Below are 13,403 nucleotides of genomic sequence, written 5' to 3'. Positions count from 1 at the left end.
TAAACCCTGAAAAGGAGAGATTTCGTAATGTCCTTCGTTCACAAAGCCCACATTTTCTTGATCGGACTATGTTGTAGTCTACTCCTAACTGGTTGTGCACAGACCAATATCCATATGAATATAAATTGGGACTTATCCGGTACATATAAGTTTCAGATCGCCAATGATCCCAGACTAGGTAAAATAACAACCTGGCTGTCTGATCATTACAGGCAAAAAGGCTATCAGATCACCCCCATCAAAACAAATGAAGAGGTCGGATTCTCTGCTGAGAAAGAAGTAAAAAATATTCTCGATACTCCTATCCAGCAAGATTTTCCTGACTTCTCACAACTAATGAATTCATGGACCACGATCCTACAAAGCGACCTCCCAAGCTTACAGTCACTAGACTTTAAGCCAAGTGAAACCAAATCAAACAAGCACTTAACGTGGAATTCGGATTTATTTACCACTCAGATCCGATATCGAAACACAGATTTGGATTTAACTAACTTGCCTGTTAATAAGCTATATGCTACCTATCAGCATTATTTTGGAAAAAAGAATGAAACCCCACCCTCTCTACAGTTTCAAATCACTTTGCCCATCGCGCCAGATAATAGTAATGCAAGTCAGGTACAAAATGAAGGGAAGACATTATGTTGGGATTTAAAATTCGGACAAAAAAATCCGATCTTCATGACGGTTGAAATCCCAAATCCCATTACAGTCGGCGTTTTATGCTTGTTCGCTATTCTATTCCTCGGTGTTGTCCTGTTCACGACGATAAGAAAGCGAAAAGTTGCTGGGAAATAAAAAAGCCCCTCATCCAGTATACATCCTAGACGAGAGACTTTCGTACCCATTCGGTTATTTTAGGCTATGCAATGATCACTCAATCTATGCAAGATGGACAGGTCTCAGTAATTCCCAATCCCCGTCAAAAGAATAAGCGGCAGGTCCTGTCATATAGACATGGTCATCTTCTACTCTCCATTCAATGAGAAGGTCTCCTCCTTTTAGATGAACAGTAGCCTTACGGTCAAGCCTTCCTTTACGAGCTGACGCTACCACCGTAGCACAAGCACCCGAACCACAAGCTTGAGTCTCTCCCACACCCCGCTCCCACACCCGCATCGTGACAGAGTTAGGCTGGTGAACGGTAATAAACTCTACATTGGTACGGTTTGGAAAATGGGGGTGATTTTCGATTAATGGACCGTATTGATGAAGAGGAAACTCCAGTGCGTTCTCCACTTCAATCACAGCATGTGGATTCCCCATGGATACAGCACTATATACAAATTCACGATCTTGCACTACTAATTGCTCGTCTTGGGCAATGGATTGAGTTGAGATCACGGGAACGTGGCTTGCTTCCAAAATCGGCTGACCCATATCCACACGAACTTGGGTCACTTTTCCTTCTTTGACTGTAAGCCAAACCGACTGAACGGCTCTTTTGGTTTCAATCTTAAGTTCTGCTTTTCCGCTCGATATCCGCTCATAAAAATACTTTGCAACGCAGCGAATCGCATTTCCACATTGCTCAGATTCGCTACCGTCTCCATTAAAAATGCGCATCTGACAATCTGCTACCTCAGATGGCAAGATATATACCAAGCCATCTGCCCCGATTCCTGTATGCCGATTGCAAATGGCGACAGCAAGTTGAGCTATATTGCCTGGTACACCTTCGCGATCTACTACGACCACAAAATCATTACTAAGACCATGCATTTTTGTAAATCGCATACGGATAAATCCCCTTTTGTGAGAAAGATTAACTCACTCAACATATCAGAAAACATTTATCCTGAAAAGAGGATTTACAAAAAACAAACAGACAGACAGATGAGCATGTTCACTCATCTGTCTGTTCGCTATACGGAATTAATTGATTCTCAGCTTAAATACCTTGCGGACTGTGAGAGCCACCGAATCTAACAAACCTGCTAAGAGTACAGGTAACGAAGCCGTAACGGTAACTAAAGTCCAGTCCCGAATTCCGAGCGGTACCGTATGAAAGATTGGTTGTAGGGGTGAATAATAAATGACCCCTACCAACAAGAATACCGACGAAGCCACTGCCAAGAGCAAAGCTTTGTTATTAAATGGGGCCCTCTGAAAAATCGTTCCTTCTGAGCGACAATCAAATACATAGATTAATTGGGCCATAACCAACGTAGCAAAAGCGACTGTTTGTGAGACGGCGAGATTCTCTGGATATTGCATAAAGGTCACCCAAAAAGCAAGCAGAGAGCATGAGCCAATTAGCAATCCCCGTGTGAGAATCTTCCAGCCGACTCCCCTAGCAAAAACACTTTCACGGCTGTTTCGAGGAGCACGAGCCATCGTATTATCCTCAGCAGGATCTACACCCAGTGCCATCGCAGGTAAACCATCTGTTACCAAGTTCACCCATAAAATTTGGATTGGTAGCAGTGGTAGAGGAAGCCCAGCTAACATCGCAAAAAACATCACCAAAATTTCACCCACATTACTGGCTAACAAGTAGCTAATAAATTTGCGAATGTTATCGTAGATATGCCTACCTTCTTCAATCGCAGAAACAATCGTGGCAAAGTTATCATCTGCTAAGATTAAAGAGGAAGCTTCCTTACTAACATCCGTACCCGCTATTCCCATCGCAATCCCAATATTGGCTGCTTTTATCGCTGGGGCATCGTTTACGCCATCTCCCGTCATCGCTACCACGTGACCAGCTTGCTGCAGCGCTTTTACAATCCGTAGTTTGTGTTCGGGAGAGACTCGCGCATATACATCAATCTCGTTAACCCTATTTTGTAATTGTTCATCACTCATCTCGCTTAATTGTTGCCCACTAATCGTGAATCCGGAAGTTGATTTAATCCCCAATTCATAAGCGATTGCTTCCGCTGTCGCTTGATGATCTCCTGTAATCATAATCGTTTTGATACCAGCATTTCGACATATTTCAATCGCATCTTTCACTTCGGGACGAGGTGGGTCAATCATTCCCGCTAGTCCGACAAAAACCAATCTCTCTTCAAGAGCCATTTGAGGACTTTGTTGTTCTCCTTTTCCCACTTCTCGGTAAGCAAAGGCTAGGTTGCGTAGCGCCATACTTGCTAAGTCTTCATTTTGCTCTTGAATTTGCTCACGAAGTTGGTCTGAAAGACGGGTCACTTTTCCTTGAATGAGAGCATGCGTACAACTTTCTAGTAACACATCAGGCGCTCCCTTGGCATACAGGAAACATTGACCTGATGGGCTGTTCAAAAGAACTGACATCATTTTTCGCTTCGAATCAAATGGGAACTCTCGCAAACGTTTCCATGAGTTCGTTAAGACATCTTGATATAATCCTGCTTTCCCACCCGCAACTAGAAGAGCTCCCTCTGTTGGATCACCATCTACTTGCCAAGTATCCATCCGATCTGTACGCTCTAAGATCGCGTTATTACACAGTACCGATATTTCTAACAATCGAGTAATACCTAAGTCTTTCTGAGGTGAGATAACCTGATTTTGAATCCAAAAGCAGTCTTTACTAGCAGAAACATTAGGATCTACTTCAACATCCTTCCCTAACGTCCATAATCGGGTAACCGTCATCTTATTTTGAGTCAGTGTGCCTGTCTTGTCCGAACAAATCACCGTTGCACAGCCCAACGTTTCCACGGAAGGCAACTTGCGCACGATTGCTCTCCGCTTAATCATACGCTGAACACCCAACGCCAGAGCCACTGTTACAATGGCTGGTAATCCCTCGGGAATCGCAGCAACCGCCAAACTAACCCCTGCCAAAAACATCCGATACATCTCTTGCCCATGCCAAATCCCAGTTCCAACCACCACAGCGGTCAAAAATAAGGAAGCCACGATCAACACTTTCCCTAATTGTTCCAACCTTCGCTGTAGAGGTGTCTCGGTTGATTCCGTTGCTTGAATCAGATGCGCTATTTTCCCCATCTCGGTCTGCATGCCTGTATCCACTACCAGACCGATTCCCGTTCCTTGAACCACGAGCGTCCCCATATAGCCCATGTTTTTTCGATCGCCTAACGGTACATCAGCACGAGGTAAACGACTTGATATTTTTTCAACAGGGAGCGATTCCCCTGTCAATGCTGATTCTTCTACACGTAGCGAAACGGCCTGAAAGAAACGAACATCAGCTGGAATCCGATCGCCACTTTCGAGAAAAATAAGGTCACCTGGAACTAATTCCTCAGCTGGAATTCGAGCCCACTTCCCTTCACGCATCACGCGGGCGGTAGGTGAGGAAAGCTTTTTAAGCGCCGCTAGTGATTTCTCTGCTTTTATCTCTTGGATAAATCCTAGAACCGCATTTAACATCACAATCGCAATAATCGCGATCGCATCGGTATATTCACCAAGTAGACCTGAGATCAAGGTAGCCGCCAACAAGATCAGTACCATAAAGTCTTTAAATTGATCTACAAAGACAGATAATAAGGAGGCTTTTTCACTTTCACTAATCTGGTTCGGTCCTATTTGTTTGAATCTTTTTTTGGCTTCATTTGATGTAAGTCCCTTTTCTAAATCAACTCTCAGTTCTTGTGCGACTCGTTCTGGATCAAGATCAATCCACTGGTTTGTGTCCGACACACACAGCTCCCCCTTTGTCCCATGTTGCTCTATACATGTTATTCAGGGACAAGTCAGTTCATTCGGACGAGTTATGATAGATTCATACATTCAAATGTTTGTTTGACTAATGTATCTGAAAGAAATATAATAACAATCAAATAGATACTTGAATATAAAGGATTGAGTATAGATGAAACCATCCTCTCTCGAATCAGCAGAACAATGCGAAATAGTCTGTGTGGATGAGCCGAAAGTAGCGCGAATTCAACAAGACTTACAAACGGAAGACTTCGAAGGCACTGCACAACTGTTTAAAGCCTTGGCCGATCCAACTCGGCTCAAAATCGCTTATGCTATCCATCAAGAAGGAGAGTTATGTGTTTGTGATATAGCTGAGATCATCTCATCATCTATGGCGACCGCTTCTCACCACCTTCGACTGCTTAAAAAAATGGGGCTGGCGAAGATTCGAAAAGAAGGAAAACTCGTATACTACTCCTTAGACGATGACCATGTAAGTCAATTAATTCAACTTGCTTTTGTCCATCAAAAAGAGGTGAGATAAAAATGTCTCAACATGATATGACTCAAACAAAACAGGATGAAACAGTATATCGATTAGATAATTTAACATGTGGCTCCTGCGCGGCAAAATTCGAAAAAAATGTAAAATCACTCCCCAATGTACAGGATTGTCGGGTCAATTTTGGTGCTTCTAAGATGACAGTTTACGGGAAAGCAACGATCTCCGAATTAGAAGAAGCAGGTGCTTTTGATCAAATTAAAGTTCGAGCAGACCAACAGTGGAGCGCGGAAACGAAAAAGGTACCTTTTTGGAAGAAACGCGAAAACATTCAGCTCCTGCTATCAGCAGTATTGTTACTTCTAGGGGCTCTCTCCTCTTACACTTCGGGAGAGAAAGAGATCGTAACGATCGCTCTCTACATTGGCTCCATCGTAGTAGGCGGATGGAATCTCTTCCTAAGTGGATTAAAAAATTTAGTCCGGCTACAATTTGACATGAAAGTCTTGATGACGATTGCCATCCTCGGAGCGGCGGCTATTGGTGAGTGGAGTGAAGGAGCAACGGTTGTCATCCTATTTGCCATCAGCGAATCACTAGAACGGTACTCGATGGAACGCGCGCGAAAATCGATTCGTTCTTTGATGGAAATTGCTCCTAAGCAAGCTACCATTCGGCGGAATGGAGAGGAAATCACTCTCTCAGTCGATGAGATTCAAGTCGGTGACCTGATGCTCGTAAAACCGGGGCAAAAAATCCCGATGGATGGAAAAATAAGTCTTGGTTCTTCCTATATTAATCAAGCTCCTATCACAGGAGAATCGATTCCTGTCAGTAAAGAGATAGGGGACGATGTTTTCGCCGGAACGATTAACCAAGAAGGATACTTAGAAATTCAAGTAACCAAACGGGTGAAAGACACTACGCTTGCCAAAATTGTTCATCTTGTAGAAGAAGCTCAAGCAGAACGGGCTCCTGCACAAGCCTTTGTGGATCGTTTTGCTAGGTACTATACACCTGCGATCATGTTACTTGCCCTATTGATCGCCGTCCTCCCTCCTCTCTTTGTCGGTGGGTGGTCCGAATGGATTTACCGGGCTTTAGCGCTACTAGTTGTAGGATGTCCTTGTGCGCTCGTGATTTCTACGCCTGTTGCCATCGTCACCGCGATTGGAAATGCGGCTCGGCATGGTGTGCTCATCAAAGGCGGGGTTCACTTAGAAACAGCGGGGTCTATTGATACGATCGCCTTTGACAAAACAGGAACTCTAACTAAAGGAACTCCAACTGTTACCCATTTTGAAATGTTGTCCGAAGCAGAAACAAAAGAATCACTTCTCGATATCGCTTATGCTTTAGAAAAAAACTCCCAACATCCTATTGCAGCCGCGATTTCACGCTATGCACAGGAGCAAGGGGGACAAACGGAAAAACAAGTAACTGCGTTCATGTCGGTCACAGGTAAAGGGGTAGAAGGAAAAGTCGATGATATTCTCTATCGCTTAGGAAAACCGTCCTATATAGCAGAATCACTTACTAACGCCCTTCCTGAATCGATTCAACAAGCAGTCGAAAGGCAGCAAGCAAAAGGGCAAACCGTTATGTTGTTAACCAATGAGTATCAAGTGCTAGCGCTGTTTGCTGTTCAAGATGAGATTCGCTCGAACAGCGCAGATGTGATTCAACAATTGCACCGTGTTGGGATTAAACAAACGGTTATGTTAACAGGCGATAATCAAGCAACAGCGCAAGTAATCGGGAAACAGCTAGGCATTAGTCAAATTCAATCGGAACTCTTACCAGAAGATAAGCTGGCTCAGATTCAAGTATTGCGGAATCAAGGAGCGAAAGTTGCGATGGTGGGAGATGGAATTAATGATGCACCTGCGCTTGCTACTGCCAATCTAGGAATTGCGATGGGTGGCGCTGGTACGGATACGGCTCTCGAGACAGCGGACATCGCCCTGATGGGAGATGATTTGCAGAAGATCCCGTTTACGATTCGGTTAAGTCGAAAAGCTCTTCGGGTGATTAAGCAGAATATCTCGTTTGCGTTTGGGTTAAAATTGTTGGCTCTGCTGTTGATTATTCCGGGGTATTTGACTTTGTGGATGGCTGTGTTTACGGATTTGGGTGGGACTTTGATTGTGACGGCTAATGCATTGAGGCTTTTGAGGGTTAGGGAGAAGTAAGACACATAGTTACATGGTTGCATTGAAGCAAACCAAAATGATGGGCTTATTGAAAAAAGAAAGCCTGGGGCAATGTATCTGTCTACAGCTCAAATAGTGAGCCAGCGAGGATGTGAAGAGCAAGTCCGCTTCGGGCAAGTGGCAAAACTCGCAAAGAACGCTCAGACATTGCCACAAAACGCCCCTTGCTTCGTTCGAAGGACTTCGCTGCAGGCTCACTAACATCACTGTACCCAGATACATTGGCCCCTAGCCTATTCCATTTACTCGTTATTCAGCAGGCTGGACTGCATATAGAGAGTACTACAAAGATCAAAGAAGCTAGTTGTCAAAAAGCTAGCTTCTTTGATCTTTGTAGGAGTCCCAATAGATTTATAGAAACCTCAATATTCGTGATAAAATAAGGAAACGAAGGCTGAACAAGAATTGGGGTACATATATGGAAACATCTACACTCTTTGAAAAAACGGATCGTCTTGTTTTGAGGAGATTTTGTACAAGTGACATTGATACTTTTCATTTCTATCGTTCAAATCCGGAAGTGGCTACTTTTCAGTCGTGGGAAAATTATCAGTATCAGGATGCACAAACATTTGTGAATCAACAGATGAATCATCAACCGAATCAACCGGGTACATGGTTCCAGTTTGCGGTTGCTTTAGCCGAAACAAACCAACTCATCGGCGATTGTGCTCTCCATACTCCTACCGTGGAGCCTCGCATCGTAGAAATTGGCTTCACACTCTCTCCAGAATACCAAGGAAATGGATATGCGACTGAGGCGGTTGGTGCGTTATTACGATATGTGTTCCACTCACTAGGGAAACATAAAGCAATTGCGTTTTCAGACGTTCGAAATAGCAAATCGATTGCGGTTTTAGAACGCGTAGGGATGAGACGTGAGGGTCATTTATTGCAAAATTATATGTCAAAAGGACAATGGATCGATGAGTATCAATACTCTATATTGAGAACTGAGTGGGAGAAGTAGTAGAAAAGTAATGATTATCGCCACACTGAAGGCACAAAAAGAAGCCAAAAACCCGAAGACCTATATTCTAGGTGCCCACTACGATGGAGTAGATAACCCAGCCGCTAATGACAATGCCTCTGGTACAGCAACGATGATGGAAATAACAAAGCAATTGTCAAAAAAGAAATTGAACCATAATATTCAGTTCATGGCATTTGGAGCAGAAGAAGCGTGGATGGTAGGTTCCACAAAGTATGTAGAATCGTTATCAAAGCAACAAAAAGACGACATAGCTGGAATGATTAACTTCGACATGGTGGGAGTCGGAGATTCACTAGGCATATTTACCTCTTATCCTGAATCAAAGCAACATCTAACGGATGCCTTCGTACAAAAAGCGAAAGAAATGAAATTGAAGTATGAACGTGGTACCCTCATGGCTAGTGACCAAGTCCCATTTGAAGATGCCGGGATTCCCACCGCCCTTATATTCTATCAAACAGATAAGAACTACCATACAGATAACGATACCATTGATAAAATTCAAAAAGAAGACTTACAAAATTCGTTGAATATTACCTTGGACGTGCTAGGGAATTTAACAAAATAGTACTCGTAAAAGGAGTAGACCAAATAAAAATAGCGGACTTCGACTCGTTATTTTTATTTGGTCTATCCTCTAGAGATCGAAGAATCACACCTTCCTAGCCACAACTCGATTCATAGCATGTTGATGCAGAACACCTGATGAATCGCAATCAATAATGTCCTCGGAGCTAGCCTCAATTAACCAATCATGATAATACGATAATAGCTTCCCTGACTTCCAATCATGGCTATTTGGCTCGTTTTCAGGTGGGGATGGGATGAAGGGCTTTTGTACGAATACGTTGAAGAAATGCATACCTCCTAGTGTGGTATAGTCTTTGTAGTTTTGAAATATCTCTTCTTGATACTTTGGATTGATGTAATGGAGCACTCCGCTTGAGAAGAGGATATCGAAGTGAGTGTTTAGTCGAAAGTCTAGTAGATCGGCTTTAAACACGTTTACCTCTACCCCCACATGGTCAGCTAGTCTCTTCGTTTTTTCAATCCCTGCATCGGATATATCAAATGCGGTTACATCATAGCCATTTCGAGCGAAAAAGACAGCATTTCTCCCCTCTCCACACCCGATATCTAATAGTTTCATATTGCGAATCGGTGGTATATATTCGAGAACCTTGTAGCAGTCTGAATTCGGTTGGAATCCCCAGTAGTACTCTGGCGTTTCGTATGCTTTTTCGTAAATGGTGATTGGTTTATCATGGGAAACGTAGCCTAATAATTTATCTATGCTTACTTCCAGTATCTTCGATATCTCAGGAAGTAATGTGATATCCGGCATTGCTTGTTCATTCTCCCATTTGGAGATCGCCTGATGGGTAATTCCTAACGAATGAGCAAGCTTTTCTTGTGTAAACCCTTTTTCTTTTCGATAGCGATAGATGTTTTTAGCAATCTGGTTCATCATGGTTGTTCAACTCCTATATCGCTATTTTAATTTGACTGGGTAGAGCAAACAATAACTTGTCAATTGACTTTTTTCTTTCTGCAACAGGTAGTTGAATTCAGGTACAATAAAGGAATACCCATGAATGTAATTGATAAAAGGACTGAACATACTTATGTCATTTGATGGAATCGTAACTCGCGCGGTTACGCATGAACTTACAACCAAGTTGGTTGGGGGACGGATCAGTAAAGTCTATCAACCAAGTGATACAGAAATTGTGCTATATATTCGTTCGCAAGGGCAAAATCATAAACTATATATATCTGCCCATCCTGCTTATCCTCGTTTTCAATTTACTGAATCCCCTGCGGATCATCCAAAAGAACCACCTATGTTTTGTATGCTTCTTCGTAAACATATTGAGGGTTCGTTCATTCAAGCGGTCCGACAAGTAGGCATGGAACGGATTGTGCAGATTGATATTCGAGGTGTAAACGAATTAGGGGATGAAGTACTACGAAGGCTTTCGATTGAAATCTTAGGTCGCACAAGTAATGTCATCCTACTCGACCTCGAGACAAATCGAATCATGGATGCGCTTCGCCGGGTTCCTTATTCGGTAAGTAAAGTACGTCCAGTCTTACCCGGTAGAGATTATGAGTATCCACCTGCTCAAGAGAAGTTAGACCCATTTGCCGTGGATGAAACAACCTTTCTCTCTGGCTTTGACTATTTGGCGGGACGGCTCGATAAGCAGTTAGTAAATCGTTTCCTCGGACTGGGTCCCTTAATCGCCAAAGAGATTGTATTTCGGGCAGGAATCGGAGAGCGAAAAAATCTATGGAATGCGTTTCATCAGCTGATAGAGGAATTCCGTAACCATCAGTATCAAGCAACTCGTGTAGAAGCAGAAGGAAAGCATTATTTCTATGCAACGAGACTCACTCATCTCGCTGGAGAGCATCTTCATTTTGAGTCAATGAGTGAGTGCCTAGAATCCTTCTATTATGGAAAAGCAGATCGAGATCGGGTTCGTGGGCAGACGTTAGATCTCATTAAGCGGTTAACGAATGAACGGGAGAAAAACGAGAAAAAAATCGAGATATTACGCAAGGAAGTTGCGGAATCGGATTTAGTGGAAGAAGAGCGTATCAAAGGAGAGCTACTAACAACATACATGCATGAAATCCAACGCGGAGACTCGTTTGTCCGTCTTGCTAACTACTATGATCCGGAAGAAAAACAGATCGAGATTCAGTTAGACCCTCTACTCTCTCCTTCTGAAAACGCACAACGTTATTATAAACGTTACAACAAACGGAAAGCGTCCAAGAAGTACAATCTAGAGCAGATCGCCATCGCGGGGGACGAGAATCAGTATCTGGAATCGGTGCTTGTGTTGCTAGAAAATAGCTCTTTAAAAGAAGTAGAGCAAATTCGAGAAGAACTGGAAGAAGAAGGCTGGGTACGTACACAACGTCGCCCGAACCGAAAGAAGAAAGAGAAGCCGAATCCAATCAGCATGTACGCGAAAGATGGAACGCTCATTTTAGTCGGCAAAAATAATAAGCAAAATGATTATCTCACTCATCAGCTTGCCCACAACTCGGATACGTGGCTTCATACCAAAGATATCCCTGGCTCACATGTCGTCATTCGTAGTAAAGAAATCAGCGAGGAAACACTTTTAGAGGCAGCTACTCTAGCGGCGTACTACAGCAAAGCCCGTGAATCGAGTCAAGTTCCGGTGGATTATGTCACAATCAAGCATGTGAAAAAGCCAGCAGGTGCTCGTCCGGGATTCGTTATTTATGAAAATCAACAAACTCTATATGTAACTCCAGATGAAAATACCATTCGCGAGATGGTAAAACGAACGAAACCAAAAGCAAATTAATCCTTTACAGATGAGGAGCCTGAGGATGAAAGCCATATTGCTAACGGGATTTGAACCATTTGGAGGGGAAAAAATCAATCCCTCACTTGAGATTGCAAAAGCACTTGATGGGAAGGAAACGGAAACATATAAGATTAATTCTCGTGAACTTCCTTGTGTTTTCGGAGAAGCGATCGACCAATTACGGTTGGCGATTCAAGAAGTAAAGCCAGATCTCGTGGTTTGTGTGGGACAGGCTGGGGGTCGCCCTGATTTATCCATCGAACGAGTCGCAATTAATGTAGATGATGCGCGAATCCCGGATAATAAAGGGAACCAGCCAATCGATAAACCAATTATCCAGGAAGGGCCTGTAGCGTATTGGTCCAGCCTACCGATTAAGGCGATTGTAAAGCATTTACGCGATGCTGGGTTACCTGCCTCCGTCTCTCAAACAGCTGGAACCTATGTCTGCAACCACGTGTTCTACGGGCTCATGCATGAAATTAGGCAGAGTAGCATTCGTGGTGGGTTTATCCATATCCCCTTTCTACCCGAACAAATCCAAACGCGTCCGCATATGGCATCTTTGTCCTTAGACGATATGATACGTGGGATTGAGACGGCAATCCAAGTTTCGGTGGATTATGAACAAGATCTGCTCCTAGAAGGCGGACAAACACATTAAAAAAACACTGGGCTGGCAACATGGCTCAGTTGTTTTTTTATTAGAATAAACATAATAATCTGTTATAATAATATTAACAACCCTTGTGCGAAAGTGAGTTGTCCCTCCATGAAGGTGGAATTTCATTTCTGGTTTCTATTTCTCTATTTTTGCGTGATCCTTTTTCATCTTCTTGGTTTTGATCAAAAACACGTCTTATTGGATCTAACAAGTCCCCTGCGTTGGTATGAACTAGCGCAAAGAGGAGTCGGTTTCTCTACATTTGGTATCTATGTGTATGATCTGTTGATATGGTATGTATTTGGATGGTTAATCGACGGTTTGATTTTATTGATTGGCAGGGGAAAGCGATCCTAATGAAAAAGATTTTGATACCTTTAATCTGTAGAGACAGGGGTGTAGCGGCCAATGCGTACAGATAAAACCGGCCCTTTCACATGGGTGCAGCGAAGCATTGGATTATGTATTTATCTTATTATTACAATCTTCCTTCCATCTCCAGCATTCATGTTTCTGCTGGCAACCCTGTATCTACTCTTTAGTACCGTCAAATATGAGATCCAGCAACAACGATCAGAATCGCTCATTCGATTTGCTTTTCTCCTATTTAGCTTAGGAAGCTTGCATGACATCGGTCGAACGGAACACTTTGGAATAGCTAGCTTTTTAGGTGGTCTGATCGGCTGGACGATTCTCCTTTTTGTATATGGTAGACAACTTTATAGCTATCTCTCTCGCTCTACTGATTCCCCTGTCGAAGTCATCCTTCATCCAGTCGTTATCGATTGGCTTCAACGAATTTGGGGGTTCCTTGTTTTTGTATTATGTGCACTTTTTGACCCTTATCATATCGATACGCTCATCTTTGCAGGCAAGCTGTACTGTTTTATCTCTACCATTAAATATCTCCTTCGGAAACAATATGAAAAAGGCTACACCCGCCTCAGCTTTGTCATTATCCCGATCGCAATGAAGACCTATTCAGGTTTTCAAGGAATGTGGCAAGACTGGTTTCAACTTGTTTTTTGTCTCCTCTGCTTTGGGATTGTAGGATATCTGAATTGGGAAAAATAAA

General features: G+C 43.0%; 12 protein-coding genes. 9 read left to right on the top strand and 3 right to left on the bottom strand.

Features of this window, described 5'->3' with window-relative positions; genetic code table 11:
- Positions 1-27: 27 nt before the first annotated feature.
- Entirely contained in the window at positions 28-798 is a 771-nt protein-coding gene (locus tag J2Z48_RS03070) for a DUF3153 domain-containing protein (protein WP_307250906.1), read from the top strand.
- A gap of 84 nt (positions 799-882) precedes the next feature.
- Here the strand turns inward: J2Z48_RS03070 and dapF are convergent, their stop codons facing one another.
- Positions 883-1,737: a diaminopimelate epimerase gene (gene dapF / locus J2Z48_RS03065; protein WP_307250903.1), complete on the bottom strand. Its 855-nt coding sequence runs from the start codon at positions 1,735-1,737 to the stop codon at positions 883-885.
- 138 nt (positions 1,738-1,875) lie between these two features.
- Positions 1,876-4,599 (bottom strand): calcium-transporting P-type ATPase, PMR1-type, encoded by a 2,724-nt coding sequence (locus tag J2Z48_RS03060; protein WP_307250901.1) that lies wholly within the window; start codon positions 4,597-4,599, stop codon positions 1,876-1,878.
- A gap of 172 nt (positions 4,600-4,771) precedes the next feature.
- On the opposite strand from J2Z48_RS03060, the gene J2Z48_RS03055 reads away from it, so the two are divergent.
- The 4 genes from J2Z48_RS03055 (at position 4,772) to J2Z48_RS03040 (ending at position 8,879) form a co-directional block, all read left to right on the top strand.
- Positions 4,772-5,146, top strand: a complete 375-nt coding sequence (locus J2Z48_RS03055; protein WP_307250899.1) for an ArsR/SmtB family transcription factor — start codon at positions 4,772-4,774, stop codon at positions 5,144-5,146.
- Positions 5,147-5,148: 2 nt separating this feature from the next.
- Positions 5,149-7,296: a heavy metal translocating P-type ATPase gene (locus tag J2Z48_RS03050; RefSeq protein ID WP_370872853.1), complete on the top strand. Its 2,148-nt coding sequence runs from the start codon at positions 5,149-5,151 to the stop codon at positions 7,294-7,296.
- Positions 7,297-7,735: 439 nt separating this feature from the next.
- The gene (locus J2Z48_RS03045; RefSeq protein ID WP_307250898.1) at positions 7,736-8,287 is read left to right on the top strand and encodes a GNAT family N-acetyltransferase; all 552 of its coding nucleotides are present in this window, start codon (positions 7,736-7,738) and stop codon (positions 8,285-8,287) included.
- A gap of 10 nt (positions 8,288-8,297) precedes the next feature.
- A complete protein-coding gene (locus J2Z48_RS03040) occupies positions 8,298-8,879 on the top strand; it encodes a M28 family metallopeptidase (protein WP_307250895.1) in 582 nt (193 codons plus the stop codon).
- An 84-nt stretch (positions 8,880-8,963) separates the two neighbouring features.
- Here J2Z48_RS03040 and J2Z48_RS03035 read toward each other — a convergent pair whose 3' ends face one another.
- On the bottom strand, positions 8,964-9,782 hold the full coding sequence (locus tag J2Z48_RS03035) for a methyltransferase domain-containing protein (protein ID WP_307250893.1): 819 nt from the start codon (positions 9,780-9,782) through the stop codon (positions 8,964-8,966).
- Positions 9,783-9,936: 154 nt separating this feature from the next.
- Here J2Z48_RS03035 and J2Z48_RS03030 point away from each other — a divergent pair, with 154 nt between their 5' ends.
- The 4 genes from J2Z48_RS03030 to J2Z48_RS03015 all read left to right on the top strand — a co-directional run bounded on the left by J2Z48_RS03030 (position 9,937) and on the right by J2Z48_RS03015 (position 13,402).
- Entirely contained in the window at positions 9,937-11,661 is a 1,725-nt protein-coding gene (locus tag J2Z48_RS03030) for an Rqc2 family fibronectin-binding protein (protein WP_307250891.1), read from the top strand.
- A gap of 25 nt (positions 11,662-11,686) precedes the next feature.
- Positions 11,687-12,328 (top strand): pyroglutamyl-peptidase I, encoded by a 642-nt coding sequence (gene pcp, locus J2Z48_RS03025; RefSeq protein ID WP_307250889.1) that lies wholly within the window; start codon positions 11,687-11,689, stop codon positions 12,326-12,328.
- A gap of 108 nt (positions 12,329-12,436) precedes the next feature.
- Positions 12,437-12,685, top strand: a complete 249-nt coding sequence (locus J2Z48_RS03020) for a hypothetical protein (protein ID WP_307250887.1) — start codon at positions 12,437-12,439, stop codon at positions 12,683-12,685.
- A gap of 51 nt (positions 12,686-12,736) precedes the next feature.
- On the top strand, positions 12,737-13,402 hold the full coding sequence (locus tag J2Z48_RS03015; RefSeq protein WP_307250885.1) for a hypothetical protein: 666 nt from the start codon (positions 12,737-12,739) through the stop codon (positions 13,400-13,402).
- Position 13,403: the final 1 nt, after the last annotated feature.

The sequence above is a fragment of the Croceifilum oryzae genome, from assembly GCF_030814315.1.
GTDB classification, from domain to species: domain Bacteria; phylum Bacillota; class Bacilli; order Thermoactinomycetales; family Thermoactinomycetaceae; genus Baia; species Baia oryzae.
Note: the sequence above shows the minus strand (reverse complement) of the source record. Positions and strands in the feature narration are given on the sequence as shown.